At 40.5% G+C, this 16,484-nt stretch carries 16 protein-coding genes; 12 read left to right on the plus strand and 4 right to left on the minus strand.

Going from position 1 to position 16,484, the window contains the following annotated elements; translation table 11 throughout:
- Window positions 1-175 precede the first annotated feature (175 nt).
- The 5 genes from NSQ70_RS14505 to NSQ70_RS14525 all read left to right on the plus strand — a co-directional run bounded on the left by NSQ70_RS14505 (window position 176) and on the right by NSQ70_RS14525 (window position 6,469).
- On the plus strand, window positions 176-1,258 hold the full coding sequence (locus NSQ70_RS14505; RefSeq protein WP_035701194.1) for a BMP family protein: 1,083 nt from the start codon (window positions 176-178) through the stop codon (window positions 1,256-1,258).
- 159 nt (window positions 1,259-1,417) lie between these two features.
- Complete coding sequence (locus tag NSQ70_RS14510) at window positions 1,418-2,953, plus strand: ABC transporter ATP-binding protein (protein WP_024719725.1); 1,536 nt, start codon at window positions 1,418-1,420, stop codon at window positions 2,951-2,953.
- Window positions 2,946-3,992: an ABC transporter permease gene (locus NSQ70_RS14515; protein ID WP_024719726.1), complete on the plus strand. Its 1,047-nt coding sequence runs from the start codon at window positions 2,946-2,948 to the stop codon at window positions 3,990-3,992. The genes NSQ70_RS14510 and NSQ70_RS14515 overlap by 8 nt, the downstream gene beginning before the upstream one ends.
- A complete protein-coding gene (locus tag NSQ70_RS14520) occupies window positions 3,993-4,952 on the plus strand; it encodes an ABC transporter permease (RefSeq protein WP_008345835.1) in 960 nt (319 codons plus the stop codon).
- Window positions 4,953-5,131: 179 nt separating this feature from the next.
- Window positions 5,132-6,469, plus strand: coding sequence for a 2-hydroxycarboxylate transporter family protein (locus NSQ70_RS14525; RefSeq protein ID WP_017367956.1), 1,338 nt, complete (start codon window positions 5,132-5,134; stop codon window positions 6,467-6,469).
- 274 nt (window positions 6,470-6,743) lie between these two features.
- Here the strand turns inward: NSQ70_RS14525 and NSQ70_RS14530 are convergent, their stop codons facing one another.
- Window positions 6,744-6,953: a hypothetical protein gene (locus NSQ70_RS14530; RefSeq protein WP_019744044.1), complete on the minus strand. Its 210-nt coding sequence runs from the start codon at window positions 6,951-6,953 to the stop codon at window positions 6,744-6,746.
- A gap of 219 nt (window positions 6,954-7,172) precedes the next feature.
- On the opposite strand from NSQ70_RS14530, the gene NSQ70_RS14535 reads away from it, so the two are divergent.
- From NSQ70_RS14535 to mnhG, 7 genes are read left to right on the plus strand one after another with little or no spacing between them, the layout of a single operon-like run.
- Window positions 7,173-9,584, plus strand: coding sequence for a Na+/H+ antiporter subunit A (locus NSQ70_RS14535; RefSeq protein WP_342502228.1), 2,412 nt, complete (start codon window positions 7,173-7,175; stop codon window positions 9,582-9,584).
- Complete coding sequence (locus NSQ70_RS14540; protein ID WP_008345843.1) at window positions 9,581-10,012, plus strand: Na(+)/H(+) antiporter subunit B; 432 nt, start codon at window positions 9,581-9,583, stop codon at window positions 10,010-10,012. The genes NSQ70_RS14535 and NSQ70_RS14540 overlap by 4 nt, the downstream gene beginning before the upstream one ends.
- Entirely contained in the window at window positions 10,012-10,353 is a 342-nt protein-coding gene (locus NSQ70_RS14545; RefSeq protein WP_003213576.1) for a Na(+)/H(+) antiporter subunit C, read from the plus strand. Before NSQ70_RS14540 ends, NSQ70_RS14545 begins: the two co-directional genes overlap by 1 nt.
- On the plus strand, window positions 10,346-11,824 hold the full coding sequence (locus NSQ70_RS14550) for a Na+/H+ antiporter subunit D (protein ID WP_079920595.1): 1,479 nt from the start codon (window positions 10,346-10,348) through the stop codon (window positions 11,822-11,824). The genes NSQ70_RS14545 and NSQ70_RS14550 overlap by 8 nt, the downstream gene beginning before the upstream one ends.
- A gap of 6 nt (window positions 11,825-11,830) precedes the next feature.
- Window positions 11,831-12,310, plus strand: a complete 480-nt coding sequence (locus tag NSQ70_RS14555; protein WP_008345848.1) for a Na+/H+ antiporter subunit E — start codon at window positions 11,831-11,833, stop codon at window positions 12,308-12,310.
- Complete coding sequence (locus tag NSQ70_RS14560) at window positions 12,310-12,591, plus strand: Na(+)/H(+) antiporter subunit F1 (RefSeq protein ID WP_008345849.1); 282 nt, start codon at window positions 12,310-12,312, stop codon at window positions 12,589-12,591. The genes NSQ70_RS14555 and NSQ70_RS14560 overlap by 1 nt, the downstream gene beginning before the upstream one ends.
- Window positions 12,575-12,949 carry a monovalent cation/H(+) antiporter subunit G gene (mnhG, locus tag NSQ70_RS14565; protein ID WP_003213369.1) on the plus strand — a complete coding sequence of 125 codons (375 nt, stop codon included), beginning with the start codon at window positions 12,575-12,577 and terminating at the stop codon, window positions 12,947-12,949. Before NSQ70_RS14560 ends, mnhG begins: the two co-directional genes overlap by 17 nt.
- Before the next feature lie 90 nt (window positions 12,950-13,039).
- Here mnhG and NSQ70_RS14570 read toward each other — a convergent pair whose 3' ends face one another.
- From NSQ70_RS14570 to NSQ70_RS14580, 3 genes are all read right to left on the minus strand, one after another.
- A complete protein-coding gene (locus NSQ70_RS14570) occupies window positions 13,040-13,429 on the minus strand; it encodes a hotdog fold thioesterase (protein ID WP_017358943.1) in 390 nt (129 codons plus the stop codon).
- Window positions 13,430-13,452: 23 nt separating this feature from the next.
- Window positions 13,453-14,094 carry a response regulator transcription factor gene (locus NSQ70_RS14575; RefSeq protein ID WP_007500477.1) on the minus strand — a complete coding sequence of 214 codons (642 nt, stop codon included), beginning with the start codon at window positions 14,092-14,094 and terminating at the stop codon, window positions 13,453-13,455.
- Between the two features lie 80 nt (window positions 14,095-14,174).
- Entirely contained in the window at window positions 14,175-16,481 is a 2,307-nt protein-coding gene (locus NSQ70_RS14580) for an ATP-binding protein (protein WP_342502229.1), read from the minus strand.
- Between the last annotated feature and the right edge of the window lie 3 nt (window positions 16,482-16,484).

The following is a 16,484-nucleotide window of genomic DNA, read 5'->3' on the forward strand; positions in this document are numbered from 1 at the left end:
GATTGATTAGTTCAACGAGATATAAGTCTGATGTCTTACATCTTCTCTCCTGTTTCCATCAATTTTAAAAGAATGCAGGATAAAATACCCTTTTCACAAGGATAGGAGAAGGCAAGAGTCGGTCTTTTTTCGCGAGACTTTTCTGAAACTTTTAAATTTTATAGGGGGTTATGTTTTGAAGAAGCGCAAAATTGGACTTGCATTGTCCTTAGTCGTAGCAGCAGGAACCATCCTTGGAGCATGCGGCAACTCTGGCTCAAACAGCGGTGAAAACAAAAAAGATAAAGATCAATTCACTGTTGCAATGGTAACTGATGTCGGTGGTGTCGATGACAAATCGTTTAACCAATCTGCTTGGGAAGGTTTACAAGCTTTTGGGAAAGACAACAATTTAACAAAAGGTAAAAACGGCTTTGATTACTTACAATCTAAATCAGACGCTGACTATACAACAAACTTAAACACACTTGCTCGTGAGAAATTTGATTTGATTTACGGAATTGGTTTCTTAATGCAAGATTCTATTACTGAAATTGCTGATCAACGTAAGAAAAACCACTTTGCCATCGTTGATGCAGTTGTAAAAAAAGACAACGTAGCAAGCATTACATTTAACGAAAATGAAGGTTCATTCCTTGTAGGTGTTGCAGCGGCTCTTTCTACAAAATCAAACAAAATTGGTTTTGTTGGCGGCGTTGATTCTGAATTAATCAGAAAATTCGAAGTTGGTTTCCGTGCAGGCGTTGAAGCAGCTAATCCAAAAGCAAAAGTTGAAGTGAAATATGCTGGTGCATTCGATAAAGCAGACATCGGTAAAGCAACAGCTGAAAGTATGTACAAATCTGGCGTTGACGTCATTTACCACGCAGCAGGCGGAACTGGAACTGGTGTCTTCACAGAAGCGAAAAACCTGAAAAAAGCTGATCCTGACCGCAAAGTGTGGGTCATTGGTGTTGATAAAGACCAGTATGACGAAGGTAAAGTACCTGGAACAAAACAAAGTGTCACTCTTACTTCTATGATTAAGAAAGTAGACACAGCGGTACAAGACTTAACAACAAAAGCAAAAGAAGGTAAATTCCCTGGTGGCGAAGTCATCACGTACGGTCTGAAAGAAGGCGGCGTTGACATCTCTCCATCTCAAGAGAATCTTGATAAAGATGTATTGAAGAAAGTCGAAGAATGGAAACAAAAAATCATCAAGGGTGAAGTGAAAATCCCTGCAACACGTGATGAACTAAAAGATTTTAAAGCTTAATTTGTGCATCGGGATAAGCGCGTCTTATCCCCTTGCCTCTCCTTTACCTCCTCTTTATTCGTAAAAGGTGGTAAAAGAAAAGCTGCAGCCTTGTTTTGCAGCTTTTCTTTTGCTAGTTTTTATCTTCATCAGCACCCTAAAAAAGGAGCGGTTAAACCTGTGGATTATGTCATTGAAATGTTGAATATACGCAAAGAATTCCCTGGCATTGTAGCAAATGATAACATTACGCTACAGCTAAAAAAGGGCGAAATTCATGCGCTGCTTGGTGAAAACGGCGCTGGAAAATCAACGCTTATGAACGTGCTTTTCGGACTGTATCAGCCTGAAAAAGGTGAAATCAAGGTACACGGAAAACCGGTTACAATCTCAAGTCCAAATGATGCAAGTGATTTAGGCATTGGAATGGTCCATCAGCATTTTATGCTAGTTGATACATTTACTGTGGCTGAAAACATCATTTTAGGAAAAGAGCCAAAGAAATTTGGAAAGATTGACAAAGAACAAGCCATTCAGCAAGTGCAGGAACTTTCTGACCGTTATGGACTGAAAATAGACCCTGCCGCTAAAGTATCTGACATCTCAGTCGGTATGCAGCAGCGAGCAGAAATCTTAAAAACACTATACCGCGGCGCTGACATCTTGATCTTCGACGAACCAACAGCCGTCTTAACACCTCAAGAAATAAAAGAACTCATACAAATTATGAAAAACTTAATCAATGAAGGCAAATCCATTATTTTAATTACCCACAAGCTAAAAGAAATTATGGATGCCTGTCATCGCGTGACCATTATCCGAAAAGGGCAAGGTATTCGTACACTTGATGTGGAACACACAAACAAAGACGAGCTTGCCAGCTTAATGGTCGGCCGCGAAGTCTCATTTAAAACAGACAAAAAAGCAGCCTCCCCTGCTGAAGAAGTCTTGCAAATTCAAGATCTCACTGTCAAAGATGCGCGAGGAATTGAAGCTGTGAAACAACTCAATTTATCAGTGAAAGCTGGTGAGATTGTCGGAATTGCGGGTGTAGATGGAAATGGTCAATCTGAATTAATTGAAGCCATTACAGGTCTGAAAAAATCCGAATCTGGCACGATCATGCTAAACGGGAAAGCCATTCAAAATCTCCCGCCTCGTAAGGTCACAGAATCTGGTATCGGACACATTCCTCAAGACCGTCATAAGCACGGACTTGTCCTTGATTTTTCAATTGGAGAAAATATTTCCTTACAAACGTATTATCAGCGTCCATATTCGAAGTTTGGCTTGATGAATATGAAAAATATTTATCAAAAAGCAAAACAAATCATTGCTGAATACGACGTACGGACGCCTAGTGAATATACAGAAGCACGTGCGCTCTCAGGCGGTAACCAGCAAAAAGCCATTATTGGCCGTGAAGTGGACCGAAATCCTGATTTATTAATTGCCGCACAGCCGACACGTGGACTTGATGTCGGAGCCATTGAGTTTGTTCATAAACGTCTGATTGAACAAAGGGATTCAGGCAAAGCTGTTCTGCTCATCTCCTTTGAGCTTGATGAAATTATCAATGTCAGTGATAAGATTGCTGTTATTTTCGAAGGCAGCATTATTGCCATTGTTGATCCAAAAGAAACAACAGAGCAAGAACTTGGTCTGTTAATGGCTGGAAGTACGCAACAGGAAGTGGGGAAAGAAGCAAATGTCTAATCGCTTAACAAATCTGCTGATTCCGCTTATAGCCATTGTACTTGGTCTTTTCGTTGGGGCCATCATTATGCTGGCAAGCGGTTATAGTGTCATCGAAGGTTATAGCGCCCTTTGGAATGGCGTCTTCGGTGAAACCTATTATATGGGAGAAACCATCCGACAAGTCACGCCTTATATTTTATCAGGACTTGCTGTTGCCTTTGCATTTCGGACAGGCCTCTTTAATATCGGGGTAGAAGGTCAAATGCTGATTGGCTGGGTAGCTGCTGTATGGATCGGCACAACTGTCCATGCACCTATGTATATTCATCTGCCTCTTGCACTGATCACAGCAGCAGTTGCTGGTGCATTATGGGGCTTTATTCCCGGATTTTTAAAAGCTCGTTTTTACGTACATGAAGTCATTGTCACCATCATGATGAACTACATTGCCCTTCATGTCACAAATTATTTGATTTCAAATGTCTTAACAAACAATAAAGATAAAACAGAAAAAATTGATGCAACAGCTTCCCTTCGATCTGGTTTTTTTGAGCAGATCACTGATTTCTCAAGAATGCATAATGGGATTTTTGTTGCCATTATTGCGGCTGTTGTCATGTGGGTTATTATCCAGAAAACCTCTAAAGGGTTTGAATTACGCGCAGTTGGGATGAACCAGCAGGCCTCTCATTATGCTGGAATGAACGTTCGACGCAACATCATTTATGCGATGCTCATTTCTGGTGCCTTTGCAGGTCTTGCAGGTGCGATGGAAGGACTCGGAACATTTGAATATGCTTCGATTAAAGGATCATTCACTGGCGTTGGTTTTGATGGAATCGCTGTTGCCTTATTAGGCGGAAATACAGCTATTGGTGTCGTCTTAGCGGCATTATTGCTTGGTGGATTGAAAGTCGGTGCTTTAAACATGCCGCTTGAATCTGGCGTACCGACTGAGGTCGTTGATATTGTGATTGCGATCATTATTCTTTTCGTTGCCTCAAGCTATATCATCCGTCTTGTTATTCAACAATTGAAGAAAAAGGGGGGAAAATAAGTGGGATTTCTGCAAATTCTTGAAATCATCGTCCCGGCTACACTTGTATATGCTGCACCACTTATTTTAACCGCTCTTGGAGGCGTCTTTTCAGAAAGATCAGGTGTCGTCAATATTGGTCTTGAAGGTTTGATGGTCGTCGGAGCATTTTCTAGTATTATCTTTAACTTAATGTTTGCTGATACGTTTGGTGCCTTGACCCCGTGGCTCGGTCTTCTTGTTGGTATGGCCATTGGCGGCGTGTTCTCACTCATTCACGCTGTTGCCACTATTACGTTCAGAGCAGATCAAACGGTCAGTGGTGTTGCGATTAACATGCTTGCCCTTGGTGCTACGCTGTTTGTTGTCAAACTGATTTATGGAAAAGCACAAACGGATAAAATTACAGAACCTTTCTATAAAGGAGATATTCCCCTTTTAAGTGACATTCCAATCATTGGTGATATTTTCTTTAAAGATGTGTATTATACGTCCATTCTCGCATTAGTTCTTGCGGTTGTCGCTTGGTTTGTTTTATTTAAAATGCCGTTTGGCTTACGACTTCGTGCAGTCGGAGAGCATCCAATGGCAGCTGATACAATGGGAATCAAGGTATACCGGATGCGCTATATCGGCGTCTTCATTAGTGGTCTATTTGGCGGTCTTGGCGGTGCTGTGTATGCATCGACCATCGCTCTTGACTTCTCACACGCCACCATTACAGGACAAGGCTTCATTGCACTAGCCGCCCTTGTTTTCGGGAAATGGCACCCATTTGGCGCTATGGGCGCTGCTTTATTCTTTGGATTTGCACAAAGCTTAAGCATCATTGGCTCTCTGCTTCCGCTGTTTCAAGATATCCCGAACGTGTACATGCTCATTGCACCATATGTGCTGACGATCCTAGCTCTTACTGGCTTCATTGGACGAGCAGACGCACCAAAAGCACTTGGTACCCCTTATTTAAAAGGAAAACGATAAATAAATACCATGTATGATCAATCCCCTGAAGGACAAACTATCTTCAGGGGATTTTTGTATGATAAAAACGACAAAACCCCCGTTTATTTTACTTTTATTACACTTAATTTAGTTTAATAAATAGATGAGTGTCACAGAATCTTCTACAATTGAGACAAATAGCATTTGGGGGTGTTTATGTGGCTAATACACAACAATTGAAATCGATTACAAACGATTCTGACAATAATAAAAGCGTTTTCCGAAAAATTCTTTCTTGGAAAATTGGTGTTATTGATCTACCTGTGTATATAGTACTTGCAGCGATTATTTTAACTGCCGCTTATTTTAATAAAATTCCAGCAAATATGCTTGGTGGTTTCGCTGTTATTATGATTTTGGGGATTTTCCTAGGAGATGTAGGACAACGTATTCCAATCTTAAAAGATATTGGTGGACCGGCGATTCTTTCTTTATTCGTACCATCGTTCCTGGTCTTTTTTCATGTTCTGAATCCAAACTCGTTGGAAGCGGTTACGTCTCTGATGAAAACGTCGAACTTCCTATACTTCTATATATCTGCTCTTGTAGTAGGTAGTATTCTTGGGATGCAACGAACTGTTTTAGTACAAGGCCTTATTCGTATGTTTGTTCCTCTTGTTGCAGGTACAATTACAGCTGTAGCTGCTGGAATTCTAGTGGGTCTTCTAGTTGGTTACACACCGCATCATTCGTTCTTCTTTATCATTGTACCGATTATTGCCGGTGGTGTCGGTGAAGGGATATTGCCATTATCAATTGCTTATTCACAAATTCTTGGTGTATCAGCAGAGTCATTAATTTCTCAATTGATTCCGGCTGCTGTCATTGGGAACGTCATTGCCATCATTTGTGCTGGCGCAATGAAAAAGCTTGGTGAAAAACGTCCTGAACTAAACGGGAATGGACGACTTGTTAAATCAAAAGAAGCAAATGAAATCTTTGAACAGCCTGACATGGATACTAAAGTTGACTTCAGCTTAATGGGTGCAGGTGTACTTGTTGCTTGTACAACCTTTATCTTTGGCGGCTTATTAGAAAGTTTTGTTCATATTCCAGGTCCAATCTTAATGATTGTTCTTGCTGCATTAATCAAATACTTAAACGTGATGCCTCAGCATTTGCAAAACGGCTCACAGCAGTTCTACAAGTTTGTATCGAAAAGCTTTACATGGCCTCTAATGGTTGGTTTAGGAATTCTATACATTCCACTTGATGATGTGGCTACTGTCATTTCGATTCCTTTCGTATGTGTATGTATTGCTGTTGTTCTAGGCATGGTTGGTTCTGGTTACTTTGTTGGTAAATTCATGAACATGTATCCAGTTGAATCTGCCATTGTGACTGGCTGTCACAGTGGATTAGGCGGTACTGGTGATGTTGCGATTCTTTCAGCTTCTGGAAGAATGGGCCTTATGCCTTTCGCTCAAGTCTCTACACGTCTTGGCGGAGCAGCAACCGTTATTTGCGCAACAATCTTACTTAGAATGTTTACTTAAAAAAGAAACAAAAAGCATGTCCTTTTCATAAGGGACATGCTCAGATAATTGACAAAGGGCTAAAATGTACTTTATTTTAGCCCTTTGTCTTCTTTTCAGCGTGATAGAAAACCTTTGCAGTCTAGGAAGAACGAGCACCGGAGCAGAGCGAATCTGACATTCGTGAGCACCGGAGCGCAGGACTGACAAAGAATGCGAGGGTTTGTCTACACGCTGAGCATGTCCTTTTCGTAAGGGACATGCTTTTTTTATATTTCTTTTCTCCCATACATCCTCATTCATCAGCTAATACAATTCGTATATACTCCCGAGGCTGAAAAGGATACTGTTTCGCCTGCGGATAGGTCATATGGAGGAGTTGTTCAGAAAATAGCGGCCATTCACTCCCGGCCTGCCACCTTTTTTGATCATTTCGTTCAATCAAGAATGCTCCTCCTAAAATCGTGCAGAATATGCTTAAGCTGATGGCGATCTTTCGTTTCATTTGATCAGCTCCTTTAAGAAAAGCATGTACGAAATACAAAACAATATACAACGAGTTTCATTTTTGATAAAATATTTTTTGTGGTCAAAAGAACTCAAAATAAATTCAATTTGTCGTAAATCAGTTCAAACCAATGCACTATGTCTGTATTTACGCTATAATTTTAATTACCAGTTCTTTAGAACGTGAATTTATATTGATCAAAGGAGGTTCATTTTCTTGCAGCTTATTCACTTCGCCATCCTATCACCTTTTTTACTTGCCTTTGTCGTCCCTTTTCTCTTTAAATACGTAAGGCGTATACATACAGGATGGTTTGTTCTCATCTTGCCTATTCTTTTATTTACCTATTTCATCCAATTGCTCCAGATCACCTCGAATGGACGAACGTTGTTCTCACAAGCTGAATGGATTCCCTCTCTAGGGATGAATTTCACTGTATATGTAGATGGTCTCAGCCTGTTATTTGCTTTACTCATCACAGGTATTGGTGCACTTGTGGTACTGTACAGTATTTTCTACTTATCAAAGGAAAAAGAACAGCTTGGCTCTTTCTATACGTATTTATTAATGTTTATGACCGCTATGCTCGGTGTTGTCCTCTCTGATAACATGGTCGTACTTTATTTGTTCTGGGAGCTAACAAGTATCTCTTCCTTCCTCTTAATTGGGTATTGGTATAAGCGTGAGCGTTCTCGTTACGGAGCAACCAAATCACTGCTTATTACTGTGTTTGGCGGATTAGCTATGCTTGGCGGCTTCATCCTCATTTACCTGATCACTGATTCATTCAGTATTCGCGAAGCAGTCAATCAGCTTCAGCTCATTATGGCATCACCTTATTTCATCCCTGCGATGGTTCTCATTTTACTAGGGGCCTTCACGAAATCAGCGCAGTTCCCATTTTATATTTGGCTGCCTGATGCTATGGAAGCACCAACCCCTGTAAGCAGTTATCTGCATTCTGCTACTATGGTCAAAGCCGGTATTTATCTGGTTGCCCGCTTTAGTCCGATTTTTGCTATATCAGAGGTGTGGTTTTGGACCATTTCGATTGTCGGACTTATCACACTATTCTGGGGATCTTTCCACGCCGTTCGGCAAAATGATTTGAAAGCCATTCTGGCCTTCTCGACAGTGAGTCAACTCGGTATGATTATGCTCATGCTAGGAGTAGGCGCAGCTGCCATTCATGAAAACAACCCTGCCTTTTTTGGCGCAGCCGTTCTTGCTGCTATTTTTCATCTCATTAACCACGCGACTTTTAAAGGAAGTCTCTTTATGGCAGCAGGGATTATCGATCACGAAACAGGTACACGTGATATTCGCAAATTAGGTGGATTAATGACCATCATGCCAATTACCTTTACAATTACGTTAATTGGTACATTCTCGATGGCTGGACTCCCGCCTTTTAATGGATTTTTAAGTAAAGAGCTATTTTTCACAAGTATGATTCGGATTTCTGACATCAGCTTTACGGATGTTTCAACATGGGGGGCTGTCTTCCCTGCTATCGCTTGGCTCGCTAGTGTGTTTACGTTCATCTACAGTATGATGATCGTCTTCAAAACATTTAGAGGCCGTCTGAATGTCGATCAATTGGAGAAAAAACCGCATGAAGCACCGATTGGTATGCTGATCCCGCCAATTATTTTAGCTGCACTTGTGGTCACGTTTTTCTTTTTCCCTAATATTCTTGCCTATTCTGTCATTGAACCTGCCATTCAAGCGATCATTCCAGAAGCCATTCAAACAGGAAGCCGCTTTGCCGTAAAAATTGAAGCGTGGCATGGATTCCAGCCAGAGCTTTACATGACAATTGGTGTAGTTGCGCTCGGTACCATTGGCTATTTAACGCTGTCAAAATGGCGCCCAATGTACAACATATTTAAAGAAAAATGGTCATTTAACGCTTTGTATGATCGTTCACTTATAGGTGTAGAAAAAGGGTCATACCGCCTAACAAACAGCTATATGACAGGATTCCTTCGTGACTATCTTGTCTATGTATTTGGTTTTATGATTATCGTGCTGGGCAGCGTGATGTTCTACAAGCAAGCCTTCTCATTTCAAACTGAGCACGCTGCATCAATCGGCACGTACGAAGCCATCCTTTCACTTGTGATGGTCGCAGCGACAGTCACGACTGTATTTGCTCGTTCACGCTTAACAGCTATTATTGCGCTAGGTGTTATGGGCTACACGCTGTCACTATTCTTCGTGATTTTCAGAGCACCTGACCTTGCGCTGACACAGCTCATTATTGAAACCATTTCTGTCGCGCTGTTTTTACTTTGCTTCTATCATTTGCCAAAGCTGAGTCTGAAGCAAAAAACACGAAGATTTAAATTAACAAATTTGATGATCTCATTAGGTGTTGGAGTTGTTGTCACCTGTCTTGCTTTTGCTTCAACAAGCCAGCAGTCTCTTGACACGATTTCAACGTACTTCATTGAAAACAGCTACAAACTGGCTGGCGGAGACAATATTGTCAATGTCATTCTTGTCGATTTCAGGGGCTTTGATACACTCTTTGAGATTACAGTGCTGGCCATTGCGGCACTCGGTATTTATGGATTATTGAAGGTAAAAGCACAAGGAAAACGGAAGAGAGGCGTACGGCGATGAGAAAGATTGATACGAATGATATGCTCTTACAAGTCACTACTAAAATTACAGCATTCATCATCTTGCTTTTCTCACTTCACCTATTTCTTGCAGGACATAACAATCCTGGCGGAGGATTCATTGGCGGTTTGATGAGTGCTGGTGCTGTCGTCCTTCTGCTTTTAGCCTATGACCTTAAAACAGTCAGACGCATTTTACCATTTGACTTTATTTATGTGGCTGGTGTCGGTTTGCTCGTTGCCATCCTAACAGGCATGGGATCTTTTCTGTTCGGAGCACCTTTCCTATCCCATGCATTTGATTATTTCCAACTGCCGTTTCTAGGGAAAACAGAACTGGCGACAGCGGTCCTGTTTGATATCGGTGTGTATTTAGTTGTTGTTGGTGTCACCATGACCATTATTCAAACGATTGGAGAGAAGGAATAATGGAATTTCTAATGTCTATTATCGTCGGAATCATTTTTATGGCAGCGACCTATTTAATGCTTTCAAAAAGCCTTCTGCGGGTCATCGTCGGTACTGCCGTTTTAAGTCACGGCGTCCATTTGCTTCTATTAACAATGGGCGGCTTAAAAAAGGGAGCACCTCCTATTTTGAAAGAGGGGCTCACATCCTATGTAGATCCATTGCCACAAGCATTAATTTTAACAGCTATTGTCATTGCTTTTGGTGTAACATCCTTTTTGCTCGTGATGGCCTTCCGTGCCTTCCAAGAGCTGAGAACAGATGACATGGATCAAATGAGAGGAAATGATCAGCATGAATAATCTCGTGATCCTGCCTATATTAATACCATTACTAGCTGCTACATTATTGATTTTTATGAATAAAAACACCATGCTGTCGAGAGGCTTTAGTGTATTTGCATCTCTTTTAGCCATTATCTGTAATGTCTATTTGGTCCAAACGATTTTCACAAACGGCATACAAACCCTTTATTTGGGTGGCTGGAAAGCACCGTTTGGCATTGCCCTTGTGGCCGATCAGTTTGCTGCACTTCTTGTGCTGACCGCTTCCATTGTTGGACTTGTCACAGTTCTTTTTTCCTTTCAAACGATTGGGAAAGAAAGAGAGCGGCTGTTCTATTATTCTGGTGTCCAATTCTTGTTAGCTGGCGTCAGTGGTGCCTTTTTAACGGGAGATATTTTCAACCTGTTTGTCTTCTTTGAATTGTTGCTGATGGCGTCTTATATGCTCATTGTTCTGGGTGGTTCAAAGCCTCAGCTTCGTGAATCACTGAAATACATTGTGTTTAATATTATCTCATCGGCATTATTTATTGTTGGCGTAGCGTGTTTATATGCAGTCACAGGCACACTGAACATGGCTGATTTAAGTGTGAAAATAGCTGAATCTGGGCAAACAGGGTTAATCACCGTGATTGCCATTCTGTTCCTGATTGTATTTGGCTTAAAAGCTGGGGTCTTCCCGCTTTATTTCTGGTTGCCAGGGTCTTATCATGCACCGCCGGCAGCGATTTCAGCTTTGTTTGGCGCACTGCTGACAAAGGTCGGGCTATATGCGATTGCCAGGGTCTTTACGCTCATCTTTATACATGATACAGGTTTTACACATACACTTATGGCTTGGCTAGCCGCTCTAACGGTTATATTCGGTGTCATTGGCTCTATCGCCTATTCTGATGTGCAAAAAATTGTGATTTATAACATTGTCACAGCTGTTGGTGTCATTTTGTTTGGGATTGCGGCCAATACACCGGCATCACTTCAAGGCGCCATTTATTACCTCATTCACGATATGGTGATCAAAGGAGCTCTATTTATGCTCGCAGGGGCACTGTTTGTGTATGCTGGAACCAATCATCTGAAAAAAATGGGTGGGTTGATTCAATCCCAGCCTCTACTCGGCTGGATGTTCTTCATATCGGCTTTATCACTTGCGGGTATTCCTCCGCTAAGTGGATTTGTTGGCAAGCTGAAAATTGTTGAAGGTGGGTTTTCTGCTGGGTACATGACGTTCTCTATCCTTGTTTTACTGTCCAGTCTTCTTGTCCTTTATTCTGTTATGAGGATTTTCATGCTCGCGTTTTGGGGAGAGGATCAGGATATGCGAAGAAGAAAGCCATCCATTAGAGGAATGGTGTATCCTGGGGTACTGCTTGTTATCTTATCGCTTGCGATTGGATTAGGCACAGAATTCATTGCACCTTATATCAATCAAGCTGCGGAAATGCTTTCAACACCAGAAAAATATATTCAAGCTGTGCTGAAGGAGTAGATGAACATGGCCTTTCAAATATTATTAAACGCTCTCCTCGCCTTTACATGGATGTTTATGAATGATACATACAGAGCTGCAGACTTTGTATCAGGCTTTGCACTAGGGATGATCGCCATTTTTATGCTACGGCGATTCTTCCCGCAACGTTTTTACGGTTATGCCCTTTATGCGATTTTCAAGCTCGTCATCATTTTTATCAGAGAGCTGCTTCTTGCCAATTTGAGTGTACTCAAGACGGTGTTATCTCCAAAGCTGAAAATCAAGCCTGGTATTTTCGCCTTTCGTACAGATTTAAAAACAGATTGGGAAATCACCATACTGGCCAATATGATTACATTAACACCTGGTACACTGGTCATCGATATTTCGGATGATCGTTCGATTTTATATATTCATGCGATGGATATTGAAGATGCTGAAAAAGCCATCCACGATATTCGGGTATCATTTGAAAAAGCGATTCAGGAGGTGAGCGGTAAGTAATGGAACTGATCTTGCAAATGTCACTTGGAATTCTTGCGCTGTCTACTTTGCTTTTTGTCATACGGGTCATCAAAGGACCTTCTATCCCTGATCGCGTTAGTGCGCTTGATGCGATAGGAATCAATTTAATTGGGATGACAGCCATCGTGTCTATCTTACTGAAAACCACTACGTTCTTTGAAATTATTTTACTGCTCGGTATTCTTGCCTTTATCGGCACTGTCGCTTTTTCCAAATTCCTTGAGAAAGGGGAAGTGATTGAAAATGATCGTCATCGCTAAAGCGATCGTGATTTTCTTTATTCTGCTTGGCGCCATCCTCTGTTTGATTTCAGCCATTGGTGTCCTTCGCCTGCCGGATGTTTACACACGTATGCATGCTGCATCAAAAGCATCGACACTTGGTGTTGTTCTCATTTTAGTTGGTGTATTCTTTCATGAATGGTTTCTTGCAGGGATCATCTCTGCGAAAATCCTGCTTGGGATTGTCTTTATCTTTCTGACCGCACCAGTCGGCGCTCATTTGATCGGAAGAGCCGCTTATAACACTGGTGTGAAAATGGACAAACGAAGTGTCCAAGATGATTATGGCGGTTTCCGTAACTTCGTCATTAAACGAAAAGAAGACTCTTATTTATAAATGAAGAACCTGATATTCAGGTCCTATTCACTTTACCTGCATGTTCATAAAAGGGTATTAAAAAAAGCTTCCGCTGCACCGGGAGCTTTTTTATATGCGATCAATGACAGCGAGTGTACATCTTGACGTACAGATATGACGGTCTCGATCATCTTTTATATCGATTTGGAATACCATTGTACGCCGTCCAACATGTACAGGAACAGCTGTAGCTGTCACCACTCCATCACGTACAGATTTTAAATGATTGGCATTGATTTCAATACCTGAACAAACCTGCTTCGTTAAATCCAAATGAGCAGCGGCACCCATGCTTGCCACTGTTTCTGCTAGAGCAGCTGATGCTCCTCCGTGCAGTAATCCAAATGGCTGTTTTGTTCGGTGATCGACTGGCATTGTCGCCACGCATCGTGACGTATTGCATTCCACAATCTCAATCCCCAGTGCCTCAAGCAGTGTATTTGAACCACTCACATCCATCAAGGCCCTCTCCCTTCACACGTTTACAGCACACTTTCCGATTTTGCAATTAACACCGCTTCTGTTCGAGATCCAACATTCAGCTTATTAAAGATGGAGGTCAAACTGTATTCAATCGAGCGTTTGCTCAAATGAAGCACATCGGCGATCTCTTGGTTTGTGTACCCTTTTTCCACTTCTCTTAAGATTAAACATTCACGCTCTGTTAGCAGCTCATGATCCGTCTGCTGCGCCTGTTCTGGCTTCTCTTGCTGCTGTGAAATTAATTTCTTTAAATAGGATAGCTGAATGACAACTTCTCCTTGCAATGTGCGGTGTATGTATTCAATGATTTTGTCTTTTGTCTCTGTTTTACTTATTGCACCATGCAATCCAGCTCGAATGGCCTCTTCGAAATAATCATCTACTTCATATCCTGTATAAATGATAATTTTCACTTGTTGATTCGTTTCTAGAATTTGTTTGGCAATGTCCATTCCATTGATATCCCCGAGATTTAAATCCATCAAGATCACATCATAGATGGAAAAGTCATGCGTCTTTAAAAAGGCGCCTTCTGCATCAGGACTTAAACAATCGACTGATAGCTGCTGATCTGATTCTAATATGCTTTTTGTCCCTTCCATGACAGCCGGATGATCATCAATGACCAATATCTTCTTCATGTCTTCCTCCCTTTAAATCACTCACTTCCATTTTATATAAAAGACTTGGCAGATGCCAAGTCTTATTCCTTAAGAAATCGTTACAATTCCATTTCAATTTTCACCTTGAGCCCTTTTTCAGGTGCTGTGTGAATTTGAAGCTTTCCATTTAGAGCTTTGACTCGTTCCCTTATGCCAGAAAGACCCATGCTCATCGTGTGCTGATCAAGCTGGCTTGCATCAAATCCGACTCCATCGTCCTCATAATGGAGAACAACTTGATCTTTAATACAAATGAGCATCACTAAGACTTGGCTGGCCTTAGAATGCTTCAACGCATTGGATAGCAGCTCCTGCACTATCCGGTAAATATTCAGCTGTGAGTCAATATCAATGTCCAATTCTTTATCAAAGCGGGTTGTATTCAGCCTAATATGAAATGGCGCTTTCTCTTGAATTTGCGAAGTCAGCTTCGAAATTGCCTTCACTAACCCCAAATCATAGAGGAGCTGCGGCCGAAGTTCATGACATGTTTCTCTCGTAGTTTGAATCACCTTAGACATTTGTTCATTCCATGAGATCAATGAATTTTCAATAGATGTTGGGCATTGGTTGTTTTGGAAATTGGTTAAGAACATCTCGGACTGTCTCTTCAGTGAAATCAAATCCTGTAGCACAGAATCATGAAGATCCCTTGCTAAATCTGAGCGCTGCTTCTCTTCCATGGCGAACATGACTTTCTTCAGCCAGGCGGGATTGGCTTCCCGCTGTTTCAAATCCTCAAGATGCTCCATCAGTTCTTCGATCTTGACGACATTTTCTAAACTGACACTTGTGTAAAATGCCAATGTTTTCAGCCATGAAATTTCATCGCGGGTTAGCTTAGGTGTCCGTAAATTAGATAAACAGCAAATCACAAACGAGTGACCGCCCCGCTCACCAATTTTCATCATGAATCCTTTATCCAACCCGATGATTTTACCAACTTCACCTAAAATATCTTGAAATTGATCTACATACTCTTTCCATAGCTGGCTTTCTTCTATTGATTCATCAATTTCAACAATTTGTCCATCTGCCTTCACTTCAAGCACAAAGGCTTTGTTCACAACAAGTACTTCTAAGATGGTGTATTTTAAATGATACAATACTTGATGAAGTGATGACGCCTCACGAATAAGCTGTGTAAATTTAAAAACGCTGTCCTGATAATTATGCTTTTCCGAAAAACGCTTCAGGCGAAAACGGAAATCGATGATTTCTTTGAAGTAGAAGACGGTGAGCATAAGAATGTACGTGATAATCGTAAATTTCACTGTATAGAAATTTGCATTTGGCTTTTGAATAAAATCAAAAATAACAACCACTAGTATTGTTGGTGTAATCGCTAAAAAACCGTAGTATTTAATCCTCCCCATAAAGAAATCAACATTATACAGTTTATTTGACATAAATTGGTATACTAAGAAAAAAGGAATTAAAAGAACAAACGATGCAACAACATAAGGTGAAATAAAATATATACCAAAAAAATAAGGAATGATAAAAAATAGCATGAATGGACTGAATGCTGAGATTAAAATGAGTGCAAATGCTCGAAGTACATTGCTGACTTCATTGTCTTTCAATTTTTTAGCAGCCCTTATAGTGATAATAATCGAAAGGAAAGCCAGAACAAAAAATGAAAGTAAATTGACATATGCTAATAGATCTACTGGTCCTGCTTTATTTTTATAGAATAAAACTAATAAAACGTTAGTAACTGGAACTAGATACAAATAAAAAAGAACTCGACGACGAATAATCTCTGTTCCTAATTCTTTTAAATATTGATACATAAAGTGCATATATAGTGGAGGTACAATATTCATTGTAACGATTACAAGAATACGACTGATAGCCTCTCCTTTTCCAGAACCACCAGAACTTACATAACCTATAGACACCGCCAAAAGAAATAAAGCTAAAATATAAGCTGACTCTTTTTGGTTTGCTTTATTCATTTTTAAAATCATAAATATACAAAATAGACAGATGGAATAAAGAATGACTGGTATTAGATAAATAAACAGATTCGCTTGACTCAATAACCTTACATTCTCTAAATCAATTTTATCACCATGTCTATCAACGACTAAACTTTTAACATTAGCTAAAAAACCTCTTTTAACTTCTTCAACTGGTTTGTTATTCCCATTCACTTCAAGTATGATATCGCCTTTCCTAACTCCAGCTAGATAGCTATCTGTAAAATTATCGACATCCACTACCTCAAGTTGACCGTGACTATTTTCCTTAACAGCTGCTCCAACAAAAATATTAAATACGTTGATATAAGAGATGTAAATCACATAGATGAAGCTAAGGATAACTAATATAACTGTTAACTTAGAGTAAAACTTTCTCATAAT

Origin of the sequence: Bacillus sp. FSL R5-0397 (genome assembly GCF_038593395.1) — a bacterium.
Lineage (GTDB): Bacteria > Bacillota > Bacilli > Bacillales > Bacillaceae > Bacillus > Bacillus altitudinis.